The sequence below is a fragment of the Pelovirga sp. genome (assembly GCF_059864205.1).
Genome location: NZ_JCBCBS010000045.1, coordinates 12578 through 34920, shown reverse-complemented (window position 1 = coordinate 34920; position 22343 = coordinate 12578). Strand labels below are relative to the sequence as shown.

Genomic DNA, 22343 nt, shown 5'->3' with positions numbered 1-22343 from the left:
GAGGGGAATTTTGAGGGAGGCCTTTATTCCCCTCTATGGAGGGGTGGCAGGCGGAGCCTGACGGGGTGGTGTCGTCAGGGCAGCAAACAGGGGGACAGGCACCTCACGGAGCCAGTCCCTGGTGCGACCACCCCACCCCTGCCGGGGCACCCCTCCAAAGGAGGGGAATTTTGAGGGAGGCCTTTATTCCCCTCTATGGAGGGGTGGCAGGCGGAGCCTGACGGGGTAGTGTCGTCAGGGCAGCAAACAGGGGGACAGGCACCTGGCGGAGCCAGTCCCCGGGAGTGGCAGCTAAATTCTTCTCTTAAGTATTCTGCCTCACCTTAAAACATGCTATAAAGCCACCAAATTTTTACTGCCAAGGATCGTTGCACCAATGGACACTCTGACCCTGATCGGTATTGCTATCGCCCTGGCGATGGATGCCTTTGCCGTGGCGCTGGCGGCGGGACTAACCCTGGCGACGGTGACTTACCGGCACCTGTTCCGCTTCGGTTTTCATTTTGGCCTGTTTCAGGGGATGATGCCGGTGCTGGGGTGGATGGCGGGGGTGGGGTTGCGCCATTATATGGAGGCCATCAGTCACTGGCTGGCTTTTGTGCTATTATCGCTGATCGGGGTCAAGATGCTCTACGATGCCCTGACCCACGGTGAAGAGAAGAGTGAACGCAAGGATCCGACCCGCGGCATGTCGCTGGTGATGCTGTCGATTGCGACCAGCATTGATGCTCTGGCGGTGGGTTTCAGTCTGGCGCTGCTGGGGGTATCGATCTGGCTGCCGGCATTGGTCATCGGTGTGACCGCTTCGATTTTCACCCTTGGTGGCATGCTCCTTGGCCAGCGACTGGGGACTTTGTGGAGCAGCAAGGTGGAATGTGCCGGCGGGCTGCTGCTGATTGCCATTGGCTTGAAAATTCTGCTCGAGAATACCTTGTTTAAGTGAGCTTTCTTCCATGCAAACAAACATAACAGCATCACGCCATCTGCCGGCAGAATGGGATCCCCAGGATGGGGTACTGCTGGCCTGGCCGCATCAGAACAGCGATTGGGCTGATATGCTGGATGAGGTATTACCTGTCTACCTCGAACTGGCCCGGCAGATCAGCCGCTTTGAGCGGGTAATCATTGTCACCCCTGAGCCGCTTGTTGTCGATGAGCAGCTGGACCGCGCCGCCATCATCAGCAACCGGGTTCATCTGCTGAATATCGCTACCAACGATACCTGGATCCGCGATTTCGGACCGATCACCATCATTGCCGACGGCCAACCACGTCTGCTCGATTTCGGTTTTAACGGCTGGGGGTTGAAGTTTGCCGCCGACCAGGATAATCAGGTCACCCGCCACCTGGCAACGACTCCGCTCTTCTCCAGTGTCGCGTTGGAAACGGTCGGGTTGATTCTCGAAGGGGGAAGTATCGAATCAGACGGCAACGGCACCTTGCTGACCACGTCCAACTGCCTGTTGAATCCGAACCGCAATCCGCATCTGAACAACCATCAGCTGGAAACAGAACTGCGCTCCCTGTTCGGCAGTCAACACATCTTGTGGCTTGATTACGGCTGGCTCGCCGGTGATGATACTGATGCCCACATTGACACCCTCGCCCGCCTGGGTCCCAACGACACGATCCTCTATGTGCGCTGTGATGATCCGCAGGATGAGCATTATGCCGAGTTGCAGCGCATGGAAGAACAGTTGCGCAGTTTTACCACGAAAGCCGGCACTCCCTTCAGGCTGATCCCCTTGCCCTGGCCACAAGCACAATACGACGGGGAGAAACGCCTGCCGGCGACCTACGCCAACTTTCTGATCATTAATGATGCGGTACTGGTGCCTTGTTACCAGGATGCTGCTGACAGTGTCGCCCTGGCGACGATCGGTACCTGTTTCCCCGATCGCGAGGTCATCGGCATCGACTGCCTGCCCCTCATCAAACAGCATGGTTCTCTGCATTGCGTTACCATGCAGCTACCTTCTGGAGTATTGACATGGCAACAATAACCGTTGGGCTGGTGCAGCACCACTGCACCCCGGAGCGTAACGACAACATTGCCCGCAGCCTTGACGGGATCAGACAGGCCGCTGCCCAGGGAGCAGAGCTGGTGGTATTGCAGGAGCTGCATTGCGCCCCTTATTTTTGTCAAACCGAGGACAGCAATAACTTTGATCTGGGTGAATCCATCCCCGGACCAGCCACCGAAACCTTCGGGGAACTGGCGCGGGAACTGGGCCTCGTTATCGTCCTCTCCCTGTTTGAAAAACGCACCGCGGGGCTCTACCACAATACCGCCATCGTGCTGGAAAAGGATGGCAGCATTGCCGGGTGCTACCGCAAAATGCACATCCCTGATGACCCCGGCTATTACGAAAAGTTCTATTTCACCCCCGGCGATCTCGGCTTTACCCCGATTGTCACCTCCGTCGGCACCCTCGGCGTGCTGGTGTGCTGGGATCAGTGGTACCCGGAAGCGGCGCGCCTGATGGCCCTGGCCGGCGCTGATCTGCTGCTCTACCCCACTGCCATCGGTTTTGACCCGAACGATAGCCCTGCAGAACAACAACGTCAGCGCGATGCCTGGATCACCATCCAGCGCAGCCACGCCATTGCCAATGGCCTGCCGGTGATAGCAGTTAACCGCAGCGGTTTTGAAGCTGATCCGTCGCAGGTGACCGCCGGCGCCCGGTTCTGGGGAAGCAGTTTCGTCGCCGGTTGCCAGGGGGAAATCCGCGCCCAGGCGTCAGACGCCAACGACGAGGTGGTGTGCGTCACCCTTGATCTGCAGCGCACCGAACAGGTGCGGCGCAGCTGGCCATTCTTGCGCGACCGGCGGATTGACGCCTATGCTGATTTAACTAAAAGATTCATCCGTTAACAGATATCTTTTAACCTGGAAAAAGCAGTTATCCACGGAACATATGGAATACACGAACAAAATCAAAAAAGATACGCTACGTCATTGCGTAAGCTCTTTGGTGATTGGCTGTTTTGCTGTAATGATTTAATTTTCCGTGTCTTTCCGTGTTTTCCGTGGACCAAAAAGCCGATGATAAGCTTAAACACGAGCAACAACCAGCCGCCCCAGCATTGGAGCCTACAATGAATTTTGTCTGTATTTCCCCCCATTTTCCACCCAACTTCGTTAGCTTCTGGACTCGCCTGGCGGCGGCCGGCATCCGCGTCCTGGGCATTGCCGAGGAACCCTATGACCAGCTCCCGCGTGAACTGCAGCAGGCGTTAAGCGAATACTACCGGGTTGAAAACCTGAGCGACTATGCCGAGGTGATCCGGGCCTGCGGCTATTTTACCCACCGTTACGGCAAGATCGACCGGATTGAGTCCCACAACGAGCACTGGCTTGAGCTCGATGCCGCCCTGCGCAGCGACTTCAATGTCGCCGGTATCAAGCGTGATGAGATCATGGACATGAAACTCAAGTCACGGATGAAAAAGGCCTTCAAACAAGCACAGGTGGCCGTGGTTGATGGTACCATTGTTGATGATCTGGCGGCAGGGCGGGCCTTTATTGCCACCCACGGTTATCCGGTAATTGTCAAACCGGACAACGGCGTTGGCGCCGCCGACACCTGGCGTCTTAATAGCGATAATGAACTTGAACAGTTTTTTGCGCGCAAAGCGGCTATCGACTATTTCATGGAACCTTTTGTCACTGGTGGCATTGAAACCTTTGATGGACTGGTTGACGCACAAGGTCAGGTGGTTTTTTCATCGTCACTAATCTACGGTAGCGGCGTCATGGAGAGTGTCAACAATGAGGTTGATCTCTACTACCATATCCCCCGCATCCTGCCCAGGGATCTGGTCAAAGCCGGACTGGCGACGGTGAAGGCCTTCGCTATCCGGGAGCGTTTTTTCCACATTGAATATTTCCGCACCCCGCAAAACCAGCTGATCGGCCTGGAGATCAACATCCGTCCCCCCGGCGGATTGACCGTTGACATGTTCAACTACGCCAACGACATCGATATTTTCACTGAGTACTGCAATATCGTCCAGGGACGCCCTTTTAGTGCTGAGATTTCACGCAAGTACGACTGTTTTTACGCCGGGCGCAAATATGGCAAGCCTTACAGCTACAGCGTTGATGAGATTCTCAACCGCCATGGTGCGACAATAGCCCACCACCAGCCGATTGACTCCATCTTCAGTGCCGCCATCGGCAATTACGGCTTTATCATCCGCACTGCAACCAAGGAGGAAGGGCGGGCAGTGGTTGCCGACATTCACCAGCTCAACAGTCTGTGAACGCCCATCTGCTGGCCATCGACACGTTTCCCTCGCGCGCCCTGCAACGCTCCTGCAGGGTTCGTATCCTGCTGCCGGCGGGCTACCAGGCTACGGCGACACGACGCTATCCGGTCCTCTATGTTCAGGATGGCCAGAATCTGTTTGACGATCATGAGTCCTTTTCCGGGCAGGCCTGGCACCTGGATCGCATCATCACAGAACTTGTCAACAGCGGGCAGATCGAAGCGCTGATTGTTGTCGCCAGCGATCACGCCGGAAGCGAACGCCTGGCTGAATTTGCCCACCAGGATCGCATCCACGCCGGTCAGGAAATCAGTGCCCGGGGCAGCCGTTATGAAGAATTTCTCGCTGACGAACTCAAACCCCACATTGACCGCCTGTTTCTGACCCGCCCTGAGGCTGAAGCCAACGCCCTGCTGGGCTCTTCCATGGGGGGACTGGTCAGCCTCAACATTGCCCTGCGCCGCAGTCACCAGTTTGGTGCTGTTGCTGCCCTCTCCCCTTCCTGCTGGTGGAATCCGGCGGCGTTAAAGGCCGATCTGCAGCGCTATCGAAAAGAATTGAGCGGGCTCAAAATCTGGCTTGATATCGGAGGACGGGAAGGACGCTATGGTGATGAGGTCGAGGAGATTGCCGCAGATATTGCGCAGCTCAGTGAAAATGACGAGAAGATGTTTCGCTACTACCTTGATCCTGCTGCCGACCACTCGGAGAGTGCCTGGCGCGACCGCGTGCATTTGCCGTTGAAATTTTTATTTGGCGTGAACAAGAAGTAATCAATCAGCCACCAAGACACCAAGGTCACCAAGATAAATAGGATATGGTTTTTTGTTGTTGCAACCCTCAGGATTTGCCCTTCTTGGTGTTCTTGGAGCCTTGGTGGCTATAATTTTTTAAAGCCCTGCTCGAGATTTTAACGATTCAACCCGATCGATCCGCTCCCAGGTGAAGTCCGGCAGCTCCCGCCCAAAATGACCGTAAGCGGCCGTCTGCCGGTAGATGGGACGCAGCAGGTCGAGTTGCTTGATAATCGCCGCCGGGCGCATGTCGAATTCAGCCTGGACAATTTCAGCGATGCGGTTGGAGGGGATCTTGCCGGTGCCGAAGGTGTTAATCATCACCGAAACCGGATCGGCGACGCCGATGGCGTAGGCCAGTTGAACTTCACACTTGCTCGCCAGGCCGGCAGCCACAATATTTTTTGCCACATAACGCGCCATGTAGGACGCACTGCGGTCGACCTTGCTCGGGTCTTTACCGCTGAAGGCGCCACCACCGTGGGAGCCCTGCCCGCCGTAGGTATCAACAATAATCTTGCGCCCGGTCAGGCCGCAGTCACCCATGGGGCCACCGACGACAAAACGCCCGGTCGGGTTGATCAGGTAGCGGGTTTTGCTGTCGATCAGCTCAACCGGCAGGTTCGGTTTGACAACTTCTTCGAGAATGGCTTCTTTGAGGTGGTCATAGGTCACATCCGGTATATGCTGTGATGACAGCACCACCGTATCGATACGCGTCGGCTGATCATCAACATACTGAATCGACACCTGCGACTTGCTGTCGGGGCGCAAAAAGGGCAAGCGGCCACTCTTGCGCGCTTCGGCCAGCTTGCTGGTCAGGCGATGGGCAAACATGATCGACATCGGCATCAACTCGGGGGTTTCGTCACAGGCAAAACCGAACATCAACCCCTGATCACCGGCACCCTGTTCCTTGAACAGTCCCTCCCCTTCGGTCACTCCCTGGGAAATATCGGGGGACTGCTGATCGATAGAGGTCAATACCGCGCAGGTTTCATAGTCAAAACCCATAGCAGAGTCGTTATAGCCAATTTCCTTGATGGTCTGCCGCACGATGGTCGGCAGGTCGGCATAGGCAGTGGTGGTGATTTCGCCGGCAATGATCGCCATGCCGGTGGTCACCATGGTTTCACAGGCGACCCGGGCTTTTGGATCCTGAACAAGAATCGCATCGAGAACGGCATCGGAAATCTGGTCAGCAACCTTATCCGGGTGCCCTTCGCTTACAGATTCTGAAGTAAACAGAAAATCGGTCATGGCCATTGTTTTTATTCCTCCTCAAGTAACTATTTTTTGAATTTGACAAGATAGGGGGATAGACATTGTGAGTCAACTGTATTTATCGCATTTACTCATCATCACAGCAAGGGGCGAGCAAATAAATCAGGCAGCAGTGTGCGCATGTGTAGATCGATAGCAACCGACACCTCTTTGCTGGTCGGCAGGGTTAACAAACGCTCCACCAGCTCCTTCCCCTGTTCTCTTGAAACATGACGCAGGACACGCTTGACGCGTGGGATACAGGATGGATTCATCGACATACCATCGAGGCCAAGACCGATCAACACCAGGGTATACAGAGGCTCACCGGCCATCTCGCCGCAGATACAGACACTGATGCCGGCAGCATGGGCGGCATCACAGGTCATTTTCAGTGCCCGTAAAATCGCCGGATGGAAAGAATCATAAAGATAGGCGACATGCTGATTGCCGCGGTCAACAGCGAGAAAATACTGGATCAGGTCATTGGTGCCGATGGAGAAGAAATCGACTTCCTGCGCCAGAAAGGGAGCTATCATGACGGCTGCCGGCGTTTCGATCATGATTCCAACCGGGATGTCCGGGTTGCATGCAAACCCCTGACGTTGCAATTCTTTGGTCACTTCCCGCAGGATCCGTTTGCAGGCGCGGATCTCGGCAACACCACTGATCAGCGGAAACATGATCCGCACCCGGCCACGCCCTGAGGCGCGCAGAATCGCCCGTAACTGTACACGGAACAGACCCTCCTCCTGCAGTGAGAAACGTACCGCACGCAGCCCCATGGCGGGATTGGCTTCGTCATCCAGATTCAGCCCGGTGACAAACTTGTCACCACCGATATCGAGGGTACGGATGGTCACCGACTGGCCGTCCATGCGCTCTAACGCACTGCAATAGGCATCAAACTGTTCTTCTTCACTTGGCGGTTGCTGACGTCCGAGAAAGAGGAACTCGGTACGATACAGGCCAATACCTTCTGCGGCATGTTTGTGCGCCAGCTTGAACTCACTCTCCATTTCCAGATTACCACAGAGGGAAATACGCATCCCGTCAGTGGTGATGGCTGGTAAGTTACGATAATCTTCAAGTTCATGTTCAAGATGTTCAAAATGCTTTTTGCGCTGTTGATATTTGCATATGGTTGCCGGCGAAGGGTTAAGGACAACAACCCCGCTCTCCCCATCGATAATAATCGTCTGACGATCCTCAACCTGGGACGTGATTGTTTCCAGGCCGACAACTGCAGGAATATCCAAGGAGCGCGCGAGGATTGCGGTATGGGAGGTGCGCCCCCCTTTGTCGGTGAGAAATCCGAGGACCCGTGAACGATCGACCTGCATGGTCTCTGCCGGCGACAGATCGTGGGCAACAATAATCGCTTCATTTTCAACGCGGCCGGTCATCTGCTCGTCGGCACCACAAAGAATCCGCAACAAGCGCTCGCCGACGGCATCGACATCGGAGTGCCGCTCACGTAAATATTCATCTTCAATGTTATCGAACAGGCTACGAAGATTTTTCAACACCTGTCGCAGGGCGCTTTCAGCATTACGTTGGGTGCGGATGGCGGTCTCAGTTGCGCCAACCAGCATCTCATCTTCCAGAATCAGCATGTGGGTATCAAGAATGTACAGATGCTCGCGCAGATGAACCTGCTCCGACACCCGCTCCTTGATACGCTGGAGCTGAGTTGTAGCTTCCGCCACAGCTTGACGAAAACGCTTAATCTCCGTATCTATCTCTTCGGCTTCGATATGAAGCTCGTAAACCGGATAGCGATGATCAAGCAAGCTGACCTGGCCAATGGCAATTCCGGGGGAAACGCCGACACCAACCAGATAGACGTCTTGTGTTGTCCTATTCTTCTCCAAAACCACCCTCAATCAATTCAGCAAGGTGCTGCATGGCCAGTTCTTCGTCAGTGCCTTCGATCATCAGATGAATATCACTCCCTTTGGGCGCTGCCAGCAACAGGATCCCCATAATACTTTTGCCGTTGACCTCCATGTCCTCTTTTTTGATGGTGATTTCAGCGCTGAAACGAGCAGCAGACTTGACCAGAAGGGCTGCTGCCCGGGCATGCAGGCCAAGGCGGTTAACAATCGTGAATTTGCGTGTCTGCATAATCAGTATGTCCCTACAATTTAAGAAAAAGTGCCACATCAATCCAAAAGATTCCGGCGACAATAATAATGGTACAGGTAATGAAGATGAGCAGCAGGGTCGACATCCCGCGCCGGGCACCCACACCCAACAGAATCATTGGAACCAGGGCCAATAACCCCGGCCAGCTTGGCAGTTGATGGTCAAGCAGGTGCGAAAAAACCATAAAGGCACAAAGTCCGCCCAAAACAACCACTGCGGCCTCTTTGATTCGCACTGCCCAATCGGGCAGGTTGTGTTCCTGGATATAAGCCACCGACTTAATTCCATGGCGATAGCCGTATTCGAAAAAAACAATCCGGAACCAGAAGGGAAAAAGATTGAAAACCAGCAAAAATATCAGTGGTGCCCAGACAATTCCCTTGACGGCAAAGAACAGAGTTATCCCCGCAACCAGTGGCCTTAATCCACCCCAGAACAAGGCATCGCCAATGGCCGCATAAGGTGCCGCGACGATCTCTTTGAAATCGTCGATATCGATGCTGCGATCCTCGCCGTGGATAGCTCGTTCTTCTTCAAGCTTCAGAACCGCTCCGACGACCAAAGGTGCCAGATAAGGATGGGTATTGAAATAACCGGCATGGCGCAGTGATACTTCGCGCATTTGTTCTTCGGAATAGATTTTGCGTAATCCCGGCAGAAGAGCGAAAAGAAAACCAAGCCCCTGCATACGCTGATAGCTCCAGCTTGCCTGAAGAAACAACAGACGAAACCAGACATGTAAACGTGTCTGCCAACCAAGCCTCATGGTTGCACCAGCCACATCAGCAAAAATGCCATGCCAAAGGAGGCACAAAACAGGGTAATGGCGCGACTGACATTAATTGTACCAAGAATGACCGCAACCCCGATTAACGGCAGTGCCAGTTGCAGCAACCCGGCTGAATAAGACATGGAGATCTGCAGCCAGGGCCAGATCGGCGGAATCAGCAACAGACCACAGGTGACAATGGTGAAATAGGTCAGTAGCGCTGCGGCGGAAAAACTCAGCAAGCCGCGCAGATGGAGCAACTGCGCCCGACCAAAGAGTCCGTTCTCTAGCGCCCGATCGGTTTGGACGGGAAGAATGCTGTTGTAATTACGCGCACAGTGATCGAAGTACTGTCCCACCTTGCCAACCAGCAGGGCCACGAGCAAGGACAAGAGCATCAGTTCAACCGAGAGGGCTTCAAGTTGATGCCCCAGAGTAATGCTCAACACAGTAGCGGCGATGGCTACCTGGGTGTCATCAGGGGGGACCGCAGCACCCACCGGCAGACGCGCCAGCCACAACAACTCAACCATCACCCCTACCTGCAGGCCGATCAACGGTTCACCCAGCAGCAATCCCGTCACCGGAGCGGCAACAATTGGCCGCGACACGAGAATCTGCAACATCGCCACCCGATCGAGGCCACAGACCAGCGCAATGACCCCGCCGATCAACAGCTCAAGGATCATGAGTCCGCCCCCCTGGGCCCTGGAATCAGGCGCCGCCACGGTCGGTCAGTGTCAGCAGGAATACAGCGCGCGGTGATCCTGACGCCGGCTTCTTCGAGCGTTTGCAGATCGTCCAGATCTTCAACATCAAGAAAAACTGTACAGCTAAAGCGCGCCTTGCCGGCATCGGCGTGCAGGTTCCCCAGATTTAATTGCTCATATTTTAAACCCAAACGGTAGGCACGCAGTGCATCAGCCGGGGTAGCAAACAACAGCAGAATCCGGTAACTCTCCAGGGTATTGGCGAGCAGCAGACGAACGACATCAGCAATCGTGCCGATTTCAACCCGCATACGGCTCGGCACTGAGGCCTTCATCATCAGTTTTTTCAAGGAATTGGCGGCAAGGACATCATCGGCGACGACAATACAGTTGGCCTGCACATGGGGAACCCAGGCTTCAAGAACCTGCCCATGGATGAGGCGGTTATCGATACGTGTCAGGACCAGATTCATGACATATCCACTTGTCAACCAGTAAGGTTATCGCAACAGCTCGACCGGACGAATGATGGCTGTACGCGCATATTCAGCGAGTTGAGCGGCAAGCTCATCCAGCTCACAGGTCAACCGCAGATTTGCACCCTTGAGCAGCATCGGCAGATTAACGCCGGTAAGGATATCGACGTTACCTTCGGCAAGGAGTTCGGCGCTGATATTGGTCGGCGTTCCGCCAAACAGATCGGTCATAATCAGCACCCCGTCACCATCAGCACCCACCCGCCGAAAAGCCTCAAACACCTGATTGCGTGCTGCATCCACCGAGGTTTCAGGTTCGATATTGACAGCGACCAGGAGATCGAGTGGCCCCAAAATCATTTCCGCTGCCCGACATAATTCAGCAGCCAATCGCGAATGAGTGACGACCACGATTCCGATCATCCGTTACCCCTTGGCGACATCACGATGGTTCTTTTGGATAATAACATCCCTTACAGGAAAATACTGATACAGATCTTCAACAATTGACACGCTGCGGTGACGCCCCCCGGTGCAACCAATGCCGATGGTCAGATAGCTTTTGCCTTCCTTGCGATAGTGGGGCAGCAAAAATGTCAGTAGATTGTCAAGATGACGACGAAATTCGCGGGCTTCCGGCTGCATCAGGACATAATCACGCACCCCTTTATCCAGTCCGGTTAATGGTCGTAATTCCGGCAGGTAGTGCGGGTTGGGAAGAAATCGCACATCGAAGACCAAATCCGCGGCCGGGGGCAACCCATAGCGATAACCGAAGGATTCAAGGTTGACGATCAACCGTGCCGAATACTCTGCCCCGATATGTTCCAACACCAAATCACGCAATTGACGGACATTGAGATGGCTGCTGTCAATCACCTTGGCAGCAGCATCCCGTAGCGGCTTGAGTTGCCGCCGCTCTTTTTCAATCCCCTCCTGCACCGTTCCGGTCAGAGCCAGCGGATGCGCCCGCCGGGTTTCCGAAAAGCGCTGCAACAGTTCGTCATCGTCTGCTTCAAAAAAAAGAATCTCGACCTGGTGACCGGCAGTTCGCAGCTGCTCGAAGGTGCCGACGTGGTCGGTAAGAAAGGAGCGATTGCGCACATCGATAACCACAGCCACTTCGGTATAGCGGCATAACTCCTGCCGCGCGCGTTGCATAAAATCAGGGAGCATCACCAGCGGCAAGTTATCGACGACAAAAAAACCCTGATCTTCCAGAACCCGCGCGGCAGTGGATTTTCCGGACCCGGACAGACCGGTGATAATCATCAGACGATTGTTCATTCGAGGTTCTCGCCGATAATGGTGTGAGCATGCAGATGGGCAGCCTCAGCCATGCGTTTTTCAAGCAGATCCTGGAACTCGCGGGCGCTGTGATAGCCCATTTCCTTGAGCAACTGGTTACGGGCCGCGACCTCGACAATGGTACCGATATTGCGCCCGGGGGCTACCGGAATACGCACAAAAGGGAGCTCAACACCATGGAGCTGATAGGTGTTTTCGTCGAGGCCGTGGCGATCATAATCCTTTTCGTCCTCCCACTTGACCAGTTCAACAACCAGATCAATTTTCTTGCGCTCGCGGATTGAGGACACACCGAACAGGTGTTTGATGTTAAGAATGCCCAGACCGCGGATCTCCATGTGGTAATGAAGCAGATCCATCCCTTCGCCGAAAATGACCGAGGGCAATTTGAAGCGTACCCGGATAATGTCATCAGCGACAAGACGGTAGCCGCGCAACACCAACTCCAGGGCGCACTCACTTTTACCGATGCCACTCTTGCCCTGAATCAACACACCAATACCAAGCACATCAACCAGAACACCGTGGAGGGTTGAGGTCGGCAGCAAGCGCTCTTCGAGAAAACGGGTGATCAGGGAAATAAAGTCGGAGCTCAGCAGCCGGGTGCGCAACAAAGGGGTGTCAAGGATTTCAGCTTGTTGGATGAGGTATTCGGGGACCGGCTGGTTTTTTGTAACAATCAGGCAACAGATGCGGCGCTGACACAGCTCACGGATGCGCCTTTGCGCTTCGTCAGTCGCCATATTGGCCAAAAAACTCAGTTCAGTGGAACCAAACACCTGAATGCGGTCGGGGTGTAAGCTGTCGATGAAACCCGCCAGGGCCAGGCCCGGCTTCTGAATCCTCGGCTGGGAGACCAGATTTTCCAAGCCGCCCATACCAGCTAACAACTCCAGTTGGAGTCCGGCTTCTTTCTCTTCGAGAATTTCCCTGATACTTAAGGTTGACATGGAATCAACACCTGATCAGCGTCCCCTGCGGCAGCTGCCATCACAGGATCCGCCATTGCAGTACCGCAGATCCTAGGGTCTACGGGGTACCTTCATTGGCAAGAATTATCTGGTAGATCGCCGCAGCGTCGTCAGCTGCGAGGAGCTGCTTGCGCACTTTGATATCCTTAAGCAGCTTGGAAATCCGCGCCAGGGTCTTGAGATGCACACCGACGGCACCTTCCGGCGCGATCAATAAAAAGAACAACTGAGTCAGCTGACCATCCATCGACTCAAAGTCGACCCCTTTCGTGCTGCGGGCAAAAACCAGCTGAAGCGCCGGCAGATTGGCTATCTTGCCGTGGGGAATTGCGACGCCGTCACCGATACCGGTGCTGCCGAGCTTTTCGCGCTCGTGAAGAACGGCAAGAACCCGCGCACGATCCAGTTCGGGAACCAGCGCCACCAGGGCATCCGTCAACTCCGCGAGAACCCCCTTTTTATCGCCGGCGCCAAGCTCGCTGATGATAGCCTGCGGATTCAACAGTTCTGAAATCTTCATAATCTCTTATCTTTATCCATCAAAAGCAGATGTAAAAATCGGGATTTAGGCATTGCTATGCATAAACCCCGAAGCCGTTCTATTTGCCGTGAGGTACGATCAAACCGTAATTTCCATCTTTACGCCGATAGACAACATTCATCTCTTCGGAACGATCGTCGGTAAACACCAGAAACTCCTTGCCGAGCAGATCCATCTGCATCACCGCCTCTTCAACCGACATCGGTTTAATAAAGAACGAATTGCTGCGGATAATTTCCGGCTCATCCCGACCTTCATCAACGCTCGGCGCTGAATAAACGGTTTTTTCTATACGCCGCTGGACCCCTTCACTGCCTTTATGATTTTTGAGCTTTTCTTTATAGCGTTTGAGTTGGCGCTCGATCTTGTCGACCATCAGATCGATGGCAGCGTACATATCTTCTTTTTCTTCGACGCTCTTCATGGTCAGCCCTTTGGCTACCATCGTCACCTCGGCGCGCTGATTAATCTTTTTTTGAACCGAAAGAACCACCTGGGCGTCAATCGGTTCATCGATGTACTTTTTCACCCGCGCCAGTTTTTCTTCCACATAATCACGAAGTGGATCACTGCTTTCCATGTGTCTAAAGGTCACAGCAATTTGCATAAAGAACCTCCTCATTACCGAGGACTCTTCCATAGAGCCTCATTTAATCTAGATTATAGCGCAATTAAAACTATTGCGCAGGAACAGCCTGACAAATACCGTCAAACCTCCTGTCAAAATAAACGCTTGCGTTCGGTCGATGAGCCGATGCCGAGCATCTCACGATACTTGGTAACCGTGCGTCGGGCAATATCGATCTCCTGTTCTGCCAGTAAATCGACGATCTTCTGATCAGACAAGGGTTTTTTGGGGTTTTCGGCAGCGACGATTTCCTTGATCTTGTTTTTGACGCTTTCAGAGGCAATCGCATCACCATCACTGGTGTTGATGCCGCTGTTAAAAAAGAATTTCAGTTCAAACAACCCCTGGGGGGTCTGAACATATTTATTGGTCGTCACTCGACTGACGGTGGACTCATGCATCTGAATATCTTCAGCGACATCACGCAATACCATCGGCCTGAGATACTCGATACCCTTATCGAAAAAATCGCGCTGAAACTTAACAATGCTCTGGGTGACCTTATAAATGGTGCGCTGGCGCTGATGAATACTCTTGATCAACCACACGGCACTGCGCATTTTATCCTGGATATAATCGCCGGTCTGTTTGTCGACCCCTTTTGACTCCATCAGCGCGTTACGATAAAAAGAGCTGATGCGCAGATTCGGCAGCCCATCATCATTCTGGGTAACGACATAATCATTGCCCAGTTTGTGAATATAGATATCGGGGATAATATAGTGGGCTTCTTCGTCGTTATAAGCACTGCCCGGACGCGGGTCAAGATCGGAAATCAGCTTGGTTGCGGCAAAAATCTCCTCAACGGGAAGTTTTAGTGCCCTGGCAATCTGCGGATATTTGCGCCCTTCGAGTTCGTCGATAAAATCACGCAGCAACACGGCAGCTAACGAGTCAGACAGATCCAGACGTTCAAGTTGCAGCAACAGACATTCCTGCAGATTACGACAGGCCACCCCGGCAGGATCGTAACCCTGCACACGCTTCAGGGCGGCGGCATAAACCACCAGATCGACAGCGGCGTGCTCCGCCAGCTCTTCAATAGCCGTCTGCAGATAACCGGAATCATCGAGGTTGCCGATAATGTCAACCGCGGCACGATGTTCAACTTCAGACACAGTCGAAAGACCAAGCTGCCAGAGCAGATGGTCGCTCAAGCGACGCGGCTGGGTCATCAAACTTTCAAAAGAAGGACGATCCTCCTGCTCTTCATAGTTATCGCGGGCATCATTGCTGCTACTGCTGAGGCTGTAACCTTCCAGATAGGTTTGCCAATCGATATCAGCGACCCCATCCATCTCGCCGGAAAGTTCTTCCTCGGAAGATTTTTCCTGGATTGGACTGAAGTCATCTTCGAGTCCGCTGCGCACCTCTTCTTCTTTTTCCTCCTGCAGATCGATCCCTTCTTCGAGAATCGGATTTTCCTCAAGTTCCTGGGAAATAGCCTCAACCAGCTCCAGTCGCGACAACTGCAGCAGCTTAATAGCCTGCTGCAACTGGGGGGTCATCACCAGTTGCTGGCTGAGTTTTACCTGAAGTCGAAGATCGAGTGCCATATTTCCTTTGTAGTCCAAACCTGATGGTTTTGCAAATCAGATATCGTTTAAGTGTCAGATCAGAGCTTGAAGCAATCAAACAGCATCAAAGTCGATGGCTAAGCACAAAGCGTCAAATGCAAGGCGCGCAAATGTCGAGCAATGAGGCGTACTTATGTACGTCGAAGCAGCGATACATTTGCAGCAACGCAGCAGTTGGCGAGTTTTTTGCAAAGCCATCAGAGCTTGAATTTTTCTCCCAGATAAATCTCCCGGGCCACCGGACTTGCCGCGATTTGCTCGGGCGTACCGTATTCCAACACCCGCCCCTGGTTAAGAATATAGCCACGATCACAGACGCCAAGGGTCTCGCGCACATTATGATCCGATATCAGGATACCGATACCACGCGCCTTGAGATCCGAAATAATATTCTGAATATCGATGACCGCAATCGGATCGATACCGGCAAAAGGCTCATCGAGGAGCAAAAAGGCCGGCTTAAGCACCAGCGAGCGGGCAATTTCAACCCGTCGACGTTCGCCGCCGGACAGGGCAAAGCCTTTTGAATCACGAATATGGGCGACGTTCAAATCGGCCAACAACTGCTCTAAACGCTGCTGTTGTTCAGCTTTGGTCAGGTTCAGGGTCTCGATGATCGCCAGGAGGTTTTCAGCGACCGACAGTTTACGAAAGACCGAAGGTTCCTGCGGCAGATAAGAAATTCCGGCGCGCGCGCGCTGATACATGGGCATGGCCGTCAACTCGGTTTGATCAAGAAAAATCTGCCCTTGATCGGGAGCTGCCAGACCAACCACCATATAAAAGCTGGTCGTTTTACCGGCACCATTGGGCCCAAGCAGGCCGATCACTTCACCGGAACTGACTTCCAGATCAACACCGGCGACGACCTCACGACCAGCGTAGGATTTGCGTAAACCGGTAGCCCGCAGGGTTCGTTTCACGGCGACTCCGGTTGTTTTTCCGGCAGGATCACCGCCCGTACCCGGCCGCTGTCGTGACTTTTGACAAGGCTGCGGTTCTGACCGATAAACAGGGTAATTTCATCGCCGGTGATACGATTTTCCCCCTGCACCACCTCGGCATTGCCGGACAAAATCAGGGTGTCGGCATCACGGTCAAAAACAGCATGGTCACCACGCGCTTTGCGCAAGGGTTCTTCAATGCGTACGCTACCTGCAGCTTCGATGCGGCTGACGTCGTTCTGACCGTCAAAGATCACCGTCAGCTGATCGGTATAGAGGGTCATTTCCCCCTGCTGCGCTACGACTGCGCCGCTAAATAGAGATTTTTGTTCATCCTGAAATACTTCCAGTTGCTGCGAAGTGATTTCCAGCGGCTGATCTCGGTCCGCCGCAGCCAGGAAATCGACTGCAACAGCGTTAGCCGTCCAGCCAAAGATCAATAGCAATAGACACTTGAGGATCAGATCAATTCTCACCCGGATTCTCCTTTGGTTCCGGCAACAGCAGCATCCTGACATCTTTTTTTACCCGCATGGTGTTTTTTTCAATATCGACCAGCAGCCCCACACCGGTCAATTCCATTCGCGGAGCCCGATAATGGATCGGCGCAGCGGTTGAAAGCTGCCGCCGTTGGTCATCATAACGCAGGGATTCCGTCTGCAAACGTTCGCCACCCTCACCAACAATCACGACATCACCCCAAATATCGAGCTGGCGGGTATCTTCCTGCAGCTCCCCATGGGTGGCGGTCAAGGTTAAATCACCAAATGCGCCGGCTTGATAAAAAGTCAGCTGCACCGGGTTCAGCCGCACCAGATTGCTGCTGCGCAGATACTCAGCGCGATCGGCAACCAGGGTCCAGCGCTTGCGATCGTCTTGAGTTTCCGTGTAGTTCAGGTTATCCAGGGCCAGATCAATATCCTGAGGCAGGGTTGTGAGAATTTCCTGCAGGGGCATTTGCCGGACATGCCGCCAGACCACCAGACTGAGCAGGACAACTGCCAGCAGGATGACCAGTGCCAGAATTCGCCGCAGATTCAGCATGGCTGCGTCAGCGCCTGATTATGACACACAGAATCACTCACGGGGAAAAATAACGCGCTGTCTGCTCATGCCAGTGACCACCGCCCTGCAACAGCAGATCGCAGATTTCTCTGACCGCACCGCGACCACCGTCCCGGCGCGTGACGTAATCGACCCGTTCTGCCAGTTGCGGCACGGCATCGGCAACGGTGGCGCTGAAACCGACACGCTGGAGAAGGGGCAGGTCAATCAGATCATCCCCGACATAGGCAACCTGATGATCAGCCAGGCCGGTGTGCTTAAGGATTTCCAGGTAGGGCTCGAGTTTGGTCTTCGCCCCCTGATACACAATAGCGATCCCCAACTCCTCAGCGCGCCGGTCAACGATAGCCGATGAGCGGCCAGTGATAATCCCGACCTGAAAGCCGGCGCGTTGCAGCATCTTCAGGCCATGACCATCTTTGACATCAAAAGCTTTTAGCTCATTACCCTGTTGATCGTAAATGATGCGGCCATCGGTCATGATGCCATCAACATCAAGCAGCAACAATTTGATGGCGGCAAGTTTATCGTTCAGTTGCACACTCATCAAACCACTCCGGCCCGCAACAGATCGTGGAGGTGGATAATACCGATGGGCACCTGGCTCTGTTCATCCTCAAAAACAAAAAGAGACGTGATGGCATGCTGCTCCATGATCTGCAGGGCCTTGGCCGCCAGATTACGTCGTAAAATCCGCTTGGGCGAAGTCGACATGGCATCGGCGATGGGTAGTTGCAGGGTTTCCAGCCCATGCTCCATCATCCGCCGTAGATCGCCATCGGTAAACACCCCCAGCAATAAACCGGCGGAGTCGACTACCCCGGTCACCCCCAGTTTTTTGCTGGTAATTTCAAACAGGGCATCGCGTAGTAAGGTGTCCGGTGACACCAGCGGGATGTCGGCCCCTTTGTGCATCAGATCCTCAACCCGCAACAGCAGTTTTTTACCCAAAGCGCCGCCGGGATGGAACATGGCAAAATCTTCGGCCCGGAATCCACGTTCATTCAACAGAGCCACCGCCAGGGCATCTCCCATCGCCAGGGTGGCGGTAGTGCTCGCCGTTGGTGCCAGCCCCAACGGGCAAGCTTCTTCGGCAACACTGACATCCAGATGGACATCACCAGCAATTCCCAGGGTGCTGGCCGGACGCCCCGACATGGCAATCAGGGGCAACCCCATGCGCTTGATCACCGGCAGAATGCGACAGATCTCTTCAGTTTCGCCGGAATAAGAGACAGCAATCACCACATCGCCGCGTGACAGCATCCCCAGGTCACCATGGATACCTTCGGCCGGGTGAAGAAAAAATGTCGGTGTCCCGGTCGAGGCCATGGTCGCGGCTATCTTGTGACAGATCAGGCCGGATTTGCCCATGCCGGTGACAACCACCTTCCCCTGGCAAGCCATAATTATCTTAATTGCCTTGATAAAGTCTTCGTTCAATCGTTCTTTCAAGGCATAAACAGCATCTGCCTCAATCTGCAATACCCGTCGGGCTATTTCAAGCATATATTATTCACCTTGAGCCAAAGTTTCTTTCACCAGCGTATCGATTGCCAGGATCTGCGTTAACATCGCCTCCACCTGCGCCAGCGGCAGGGAATTAGCCCCATCACACAGGGCTCGATCAGGGTCTTCGTGCACTTCCCAGAACAGGCCATCAATGCCGGTAGCTACCGCTGCCCGCGATAGCGCAGCGACGAACTGGCGCTGGCCGCCGGATGAACCACCGGCGCCCCCGGGCAACTGCACCGAGTGGGTCGCATCGAAAATCACCGGGTAGCCCAACTGGCGCATAATCACCAGGGCGCGCATGTCGGTCACCAGATTATTATAGCCAAAGGTCGCACCCCGTTCGGTCAGTAGAATCTGGCGGTTACCGGTTGAAACAACCTTGTTGACACCGTACTCCATGTCCCAGGGTGCAAGAAACTGCCCCTTTTTGATATTGATCGGTTTACCGGTCCGCCCGGCCGCCACCAGCAGATCAGTCTGTCGGCACAAAAAGGCCGGAATCTGCAACACATCCAGGACTTCGGCAGCAGCAGCAATCTGGCTCACATCATGGACATCAGAGAGAATCGGCAGCTCAAATTCCTTCTTGACCCGCTCCAGAATCCGTAATCCGGATTCCATCCCCAAACCTCGAAAAGAGCTGACTGAAGTCCGATTGGCCTTGTCGTAGGAGGCCTTGAACACCAGCTCGCAACCAAGCCGGGAGGTAATCTCCTTGAGCCCTTCGGCAATGCGTAAGGTCAGATTTTCGTCTTCAATAGCACAGGGCCCGGCAATCAATACCAGGGGCTTGTTACCGCCAAAGTGCGTTTTGCCAACGGTGACTTGTTCCACGTTGTTACTCCTGCCGCGCCTTTAAACAGGCACCGATAAAAGATTCAAACAAGGGGTGTGGCGCCATCGGCCGCGATTTGAACTCAGGGTGAAACTGGCAGCCCAGGAACCAGGGATGATCCTTCAGTTCGACAATCTCAACCAGATGAGAATCGGGATTGATGCCTGAACAGACCAGCCCACAGTCTTTGAGTTTTTCCAGATAGGTATTATTGAATTCAAAACGGTGACGATGTCGCTCGGAGATCTGTTCAACGCCATAGATGCGCCGCGCCAGGGTATCCTTTTCGAGCACACAAGGATAGGCGCCAAGGCGCATGGTGCCGCCTTTGCCCTTGATCTTTTTCTGCTCTTCCATAATATGGATGACCGGGTTTGCCGCCTGTTCATGAAACTCAGAGGAGTGGGCATCATCGATATTGCAGACATGTCGTGAAAACTCCACCACCGCCATCTGCATCCCCAAACAGATACCGAAAAATGGCACCTTATTGAGGCGCGCGTGGTGAATTGCCGAGATTTTCCCCTCGCTGCCACGCTCACCAAAGCCGCCGGGCACGAGAATACCATCGACATCGTTAAATGTGCCGTTGATGCCGTGGCGTTCGAGGGCTTCGGAATCAACGTATTTCAGGTTGACGCGGCAGTCGTTGGCAATTCCGCCATGGATCAGGGCTTCAGCCAGCGACTTGTAGCTTTCCGTCAGGTCAACATACTTGCCGACGATAGCAATGGTGATACTATCGGAGGGATGCTTGACCCGCTCCACAATCCGCTCCCAATCGGACAGGTCCGGCGCCTTGGTCCAGATATTCAGATAACTGATAATTCGCTCGTCAAGCCCTTGATCATGAAATACCGTGGGCACTTCATAGATGGTTTCCACATCACGTGCAGTGATAACCGCATCTTCCGGGACATTACAAAACAGAGAGATCTTCGCCTTCATGTCACGGGGAATTTCGCGGTCGCAGCGACACAGCAGAATGTCAGGCTGGATACCGATTTCACGCAGGTCTTTAACACTGTGCTGGGTTGGTTTGGTTTTCAATTCGCCGGCGGTGGCAATGTAGGGCACCAGGGTCAGGTGGATATAGAGAACATTCTCACGGCCACGATCAACCCGAAACTGGCGAATCGCCTCAAGAAACGGCAGGGATTCAATGTCACCAACCGTGCCACCAACCTCGACAATGGCCAGGTCGACGCCTTTGGCGTTGTCAAGAATCTTCTGCTTGATCTCATTGGTGATATGCGGAATAACCTGCACCGTGCCACCCAGATAATCGCCACGACGCTCTTTGCGAATCACCGAATCGTAGACCTGGCCGGTGGTAAAATTGGATTTGCGCGACAAGGTGGCGCTGGTATAGCGCTCATAGTGCCCCAGATCGAGATCGGTCTCAGCGCCATCATCGGTAACAAACACCTCACCGTGCTGAAACGGGCTCATGGTGCCGGGATCAACATTGATGTACGGGTCCATTTTCTGCATCGAGACTTTCAGGCCCCGCGCTTCCATCAACGCACCGATCGAAGCGGCAGATAACCCTTTACCAAGAGAAGAAACAACGCCGCCGGTCACAAATATAAATTTCGTCTTCATCTGGAAATTCTTATCCCCGTTAACTGGTTCAATGGATCTAAAGCTGCTGCACATCAAAAGCGTGATTCTACACACAATCAAAGCCGAAAGAAACCCTGAACTGAAAAAATGAATCGACCTCAGGGTGAAAAGTAAGCAATTGTTTTAACTGTTTTTTTCCTGATTCATCAGCATTTCAACGCGCTTCAGGTCAGCCGGGGTATCAACGCCGTGGCTATCCCACTCGGTTTCGGCAACGTAAAGGCGCACACCCCGTTCCAAAGCGCGCAACTGCTCAAGACGCTCCAGTTTTTCCAGAGGCGTTTCCGGCCAATTCGGATAGTCCAGCAGCAGCGCACGCCGATAGACATAGAGACCAACATGGCGCCACACTGCCAGCTGCGGCAAACGCTCCTCCAACTCCAACTTACCGAGATCGCGTGGCCAGGGGATCGGAGCACGAGAGAAATACAAGGCAAAACCGGCCAGATCCCTGACCACTTTGACCACATGAGGGCTGTGGAAGTCTTCCACTCTGGTCAATCGTGCTGCCAGGGTTCCCATCTCGATAGCTGCATCGTCAAGCAGCGGTCGTATCGCCTGATTGATCATCTGCGGCTGAATCAGCGGCTCATCCCCCTGTACATTGACGATCAGCTCACTGTCGAGTACCCCCGCGACCTCTGCCAGTCGATCAGTCCCGGTCGGGTGATCAGCGGACGTCATCATCGCCTCGCCGCCAAACCCGAGGACGGCGTCCAGGATACGCTGGTCATCGGTAGCCACAATAACACGATCAACCAGGTCAGCGGCGGCCACCCGCCGGCAGACATGCTGAATCATCGGCAGCCCCTGTAACAAGGCCAGGGGCTTGCCGGGAAAGCGCGTTGAAGCGTAGCGAGCCGGAATAATCGCAGTCACTTTTTTCATCAGGTAGCAATCC

General features: G+C 53.9%; 25 protein-coding genes. 5 read left to right on the top strand and 20 right to left on the bottom strand.

Annotated elements, in window-relative coordinates; all coding sequences use genetic code 11:
- Window positions 1-376 precede the first annotated feature (376 nt).
- The 5 genes from AC6F7T_RS02555 to AC6F7T_RS02535 all read left to right on the top strand — a co-directional run bounded on the left by AC6F7T_RS02555 (window position 377) and on the right by AC6F7T_RS02535 (window position 5045).
- A complete protein-coding gene (locus tag AC6F7T_RS02555) occupies window positions 377-943 on the top strand; it encodes a manganese efflux pump (RefSeq protein ID WP_500716402.1) in 567 nt (188 codons plus the stop codon).
- Window positions 944-953: 10 nt separating this feature from the next.
- A complete protein-coding gene (locus tag AC6F7T_RS02550; protein ID WP_500716401.1) occupies window positions 954-2003 on the top strand; it encodes an agmatine deiminase family protein in 1050 nt (349 codons plus the stop codon).
- A complete protein-coding gene (locus AC6F7T_RS02545) occupies window positions 1991-2875 on the top strand; it encodes a nitrilase-related carbon-nitrogen hydrolase (RefSeq protein WP_500716400.1) in 885 nt (294 codons plus the stop codon). Before AC6F7T_RS02550 ends, AC6F7T_RS02545 begins: the two co-directional genes overlap by 13 nt.
- A 224-nt stretch (window positions 2876-3099) precedes the next feature.
- Window positions 3100-4266: an ATP-binding protein gene (locus AC6F7T_RS02540; RefSeq protein ID WP_500716399.1), complete on the top strand. Its 1167-nt coding sequence runs from the start codon at window positions 3100-3102 to the stop codon at window positions 4264-4266.
- Window positions 4263-5045, top strand: coding sequence for an alpha/beta hydrolase-fold protein (locus AC6F7T_RS02535; RefSeq protein ID WP_500716398.1), 783 nt, complete (start codon window positions 4263-4265; stop codon window positions 5043-5045). Before AC6F7T_RS02540 ends, AC6F7T_RS02535 begins: the two co-directional genes overlap by 4 nt.
- Before the next feature lie 117 nt (window positions 5046-5162).
- Here AC6F7T_RS02535 and metK read toward each other — a convergent pair whose 3' ends face one another.
- The 20 genes from metK to kdsB form a co-directional block, all read right to left on the bottom strand.
- Complete coding sequence (gene metK, locus AC6F7T_RS02530; RefSeq protein WP_500716397.1) at window positions 5163-6332, bottom strand: methionine adenosyltransferase; 1170 nt, start codon at window positions 6330-6332, stop codon at window positions 5163-5165.
- A 95-nt stretch (window positions 6333-6427) separates the two neighbouring features.
- A complete protein-coding gene (gene ptsP, locus AC6F7T_RS02525; protein ID WP_500716396.1) occupies window positions 6428-8203 on the bottom strand; it encodes a phosphoenolpyruvate--protein phosphotransferase in 1776 nt (591 codons plus the stop codon).
- Complete coding sequence (locus AC6F7T_RS02520; RefSeq protein WP_500716395.1) at window positions 8190-8456, bottom strand: HPr family phosphocarrier protein; 267 nt, start codon at window positions 8454-8456, stop codon at window positions 8190-8192. Before AC6F7T_RS02520 ends, ptsP begins: the two co-directional genes overlap by 14 nt.
- A gap of 13 nt (window positions 8457-8469) precedes the next feature.
- Window positions 8470-9243: a PTS system mannose/fructose/sorbose family transporter subunit IID gene (locus AC6F7T_RS02515; protein ID WP_500716394.1), complete on the bottom strand. Its 774-nt coding sequence runs from the start codon at window positions 9241-9243 to the stop codon at window positions 8470-8472.
- Window positions 9240-9935 carry a PTS sugar transporter subunit IIC gene (locus AC6F7T_RS02510; RefSeq protein ID WP_500716393.1) on the bottom strand — a complete coding sequence of 232 codons (696 nt, stop codon included), beginning with the start codon at window positions 9933-9935 and terminating at the stop codon, window positions 9240-9242. Before AC6F7T_RS02510 ends, AC6F7T_RS02515 begins: the two co-directional genes overlap by 4 nt.
- The gene (locus AC6F7T_RS02505; protein WP_500716392.1) at window positions 9932-10429 is read right to left on the bottom strand and encodes a PTS sugar transporter subunit IIB; all 498 of its coding nucleotides are present in this window, start codon (window positions 10427-10429) and stop codon (window positions 9932-9934) included. The genes AC6F7T_RS02510 and AC6F7T_RS02505 overlap by 4 nt, the downstream gene beginning before the upstream one ends.
- Window positions 10430-10456: 27 nt before the next feature.
- Window positions 10457-10855: a PTS sugar transporter subunit IIA domain-containing protein gene (locus AC6F7T_RS02500; RefSeq protein WP_500716391.1), complete on the bottom strand. Its 399-nt coding sequence runs from the start codon at window positions 10853-10855 to the stop codon at window positions 10457-10459.
- A gap of 3 nt (window positions 10856-10858) precedes the next feature.
- A complete protein-coding gene (gene rapZ / locus AC6F7T_RS02495; RefSeq protein WP_500716390.1) occupies window positions 10859-11719 on the bottom strand; it encodes an RNase adapter RapZ in 861 nt (286 codons plus the stop codon).
- Window positions 11716-12690: an HPr(Ser) kinase/phosphatase gene (gene hprK, locus AC6F7T_RS02490; RefSeq protein ID WP_500716389.1), complete on the bottom strand. Its 975-nt coding sequence runs from the start codon at window positions 12688-12690 to the stop codon at window positions 11716-11718. Before hprK ends, rapZ begins: the two co-directional genes overlap by 4 nt.
- A 79-nt stretch (window positions 12691-12769) precedes the next feature.
- Complete coding sequence (locus AC6F7T_RS02485; protein ID WP_500716388.1) at window positions 12770-13231, bottom strand: PTS sugar transporter subunit IIA; 462 nt, start codon at window positions 13229-13231, stop codon at window positions 12770-12772.
- A 79-nt stretch (window positions 13232-13310) separates the two neighbouring features.
- A complete protein-coding gene (gene hpf / locus AC6F7T_RS02480) occupies window positions 13311-13859 on the bottom strand; it encodes a ribosome hibernation-promoting factor, HPF/YfiA family (RefSeq protein ID WP_500716387.1) in 549 nt (182 codons plus the stop codon).
- Between the two features lie 113 nt (window positions 13860-13972).
- Window positions 13973-15436, bottom strand: coding sequence for an RNA polymerase factor sigma-54 (gene rpoN, locus AC6F7T_RS02475; protein WP_500716386.1), 1464 nt, complete (start codon window positions 15434-15436; stop codon window positions 13973-13975).
- Between the two features lie 218 nt (window positions 15437-15654).
- The gene (lptB, locus tag AC6F7T_RS02470) at window positions 15655-16380 is read right to left on the bottom strand and encodes an LPS export ABC transporter ATP-binding protein (RefSeq protein ID WP_500716385.1); all 726 of its coding nucleotides are present in this window, start codon (window positions 16378-16380) and stop codon (window positions 15655-15657) included.
- Window positions 16377-16877 (bottom strand): lipopolysaccharide transport periplasmic protein LptA, encoded by a 501-nt coding sequence (gene lptA, locus AC6F7T_RS02465; protein WP_500716384.1) that lies wholly within the window; start codon window positions 16875-16877, stop codon window positions 16377-16379. Before lptA ends, lptB begins: the two co-directional genes overlap by 4 nt.
- Window positions 16867-17445 carry an LPS export ABC transporter periplasmic protein LptC gene (gene lptC / locus AC6F7T_RS02460; protein ID WP_500716383.1) on the bottom strand — a complete coding sequence of 193 codons (579 nt, stop codon included), beginning with the start codon at window positions 17443-17445 and terminating at the stop codon, window positions 16867-16869. Before lptC ends, lptA begins: the two co-directional genes overlap by 11 nt.
- Before the next feature lie 37 nt (window positions 17446-17482).
- On the bottom strand, window positions 17483-18013 hold the full coding sequence (locus AC6F7T_RS02455; RefSeq protein WP_500716382.1) for an HAD-IIIA family hydrolase: 531 nt from the start codon (window positions 18011-18013) through the stop codon (window positions 17483-17485).
- A complete protein-coding gene (locus tag AC6F7T_RS02450) occupies window positions 18013-18975 on the bottom strand; it encodes a KpsF/GutQ family sugar-phosphate isomerase (protein ID WP_500716381.1) in 963 nt (320 codons plus the stop codon). The genes AC6F7T_RS02455 and AC6F7T_RS02450 overlap by 1 nt, the downstream gene beginning before the upstream one ends.
- Before the next feature lie 3 nt (window positions 18976-18978).
- Window positions 18979-19815, bottom strand: coding sequence for a 3-deoxy-8-phosphooctulonate synthase (kdsA, locus tag AC6F7T_RS02445; protein WP_500716380.1), 837 nt, complete (start codon window positions 19813-19815; stop codon window positions 18979-18981).
- A gap of 4 nt (window positions 19816-19819) precedes the next feature.
- The gene (gene pyrG / locus AC6F7T_RS02440; protein ID WP_500716379.1) at window positions 19820-21421 is read right to left on the bottom strand and encodes a CTP synthase; all 1602 of its coding nucleotides are present in this window, start codon (window positions 21419-21421) and stop codon (window positions 19820-19822) included.
- Between the two features lie 144 nt (window positions 21422-21565).
- A complete protein-coding gene (gene kdsB, locus AC6F7T_RS02435; protein ID WP_500716378.1) occupies window positions 21566-22330 on the bottom strand; it encodes a 3-deoxy-manno-octulosonate cytidylyltransferase in 765 nt (254 codons plus the stop codon).
- Window positions 22331-22343 lie beyond the last annotated feature (13 nt).

Excerpts from the sequence above, each read along its gene's own strand:
- AC6F7T_RS02500 (WP_500716391.1), bottom strand. The coding sequence starts at position 10,855 with ATGATCGGAATCGTGGTCGTCACTCATTCGCGATTGGCTGCTGAATTA.
- AC6F7T_RS02485 (WP_500716388.1), bottom strand. The coding sequence starts at position 13,231 with ATGAAGATTTCAGAACTGTTGAATCCGCAGGCTATCATCAGCGAGCTT.
- AC6F7T_RS02510 (WP_500716393.1), bottom strand. The coding sequence starts at position 9,935 with ATGATCCTTGAGCTGTTGATCGGCGGGGTCATTGCGCTGGTCTGTGGC.
- AC6F7T_RS02545 (WP_500716400.1), top strand. The coding sequence starts at position 1,991 with ATGGCAACAATAACCGTTGGGCTGGTGCAGCACCACTGCACCCCGGAG.
- kdsB (WP_500716378.1), bottom strand. The coding sequence starts at position 22,330 with ATGAAAAAAGTGACTGCGATTATTCCGGCTCGCTACGCTTCAACGCGC.
- AC6F7T_RS02540 (WP_500716399.1), top strand. The coding sequence starts at position 3,100 with ATGAATTTTGTCTGTATTTCCCCCCATTTTCCACCCAACTTCGTTAGC.
- AC6F7T_RS02505 (WP_500716392.1), bottom strand. The coding sequence starts at position 10,429 with ATGAATCTGGTCCTGACACGTATCGATAACCGCCTCATCCATGGGCAG.
- rapZ (WP_500716390.1), bottom strand. The coding sequence starts at position 11,719 with ATGAACAATCGTCTGATGATTATCACCGGTCTGTCCGGGTCCGGAAAA.
- pyrG (WP_500716379.1), bottom strand. The coding sequence starts at position 21,421 with ATGAAGACGAAATTTATATTTGTGACCGGCGGCGTTGTTTCTTCTCTT.
- hprK (WP_500716389.1), bottom strand. The coding sequence starts at position 12,690 with ATGTCAACCTTAAGTATCAGGGAAATTCTCGAAGAGAAAGAAGCCGGA.
- metK (WP_500716397.1), bottom strand. The coding sequence starts at position 6,332 with ATGGCCATGACCGATTTTCTGTTTACTTCAGAATCTGTAAGCGAAGGG.
- AC6F7T_RS02455 (WP_500716382.1), bottom strand. The coding sequence starts at position 18,013 with ATGAGTGTGCAACTGAACGATAAACTTGCCGCCATCAAATTGTTGCTG.
- rpoN (WP_500716386.1), bottom strand. The coding sequence starts at position 15,436 with ATGGCACTCGATCTTCGACTTCAGGTAAAACTCAGCCAGCAACTGGTG.
- AC6F7T_RS02550 (WP_500716401.1), top strand. The coding sequence starts at position 954 with ATGCAAACAAACATAACAGCATCACGCCATCTGCCGGCAGAATGGGAT.
- AC6F7T_RS02450 (WP_500716381.1), bottom strand. The coding sequence starts at position 18,975 with ATGCTTGAAATAGCCCGACGGGTATTGCAGATTGAGGCAGATGCTGTT.
- AC6F7T_RS02520 (WP_500716395.1), bottom strand. The coding sequence starts at position 8,456 with ATGCAGACACGCAAATTCACGATTGTTAACCGCCTTGGCCTGCATGCC.
- AC6F7T_RS02555 (WP_500716402.1), top strand. The coding sequence starts at position 377 with ATGGACACTCTGACCCTGATCGGTATTGCTATCGCCCTGGCGATGGAT.
- hpf (WP_500716387.1), bottom strand. The coding sequence starts at position 13,859 with ATGCAAATTGCTGTGACCTTTAGACACATGGAAAGCAGTGATCCACTT.
- AC6F7T_RS02515 (WP_500716394.1), bottom strand. The coding sequence starts at position 9,243 with ATGAGGCTTGGTTGGCAGACACGTTTACATGTCTGGTTTCGTCTGTTG.
- lptC (WP_500716383.1), bottom strand. The coding sequence starts at position 17,445 with ATGCTGAATCTGCGGCGAATTCTGGCACTGGTCATCCTGCTGGCAGTT.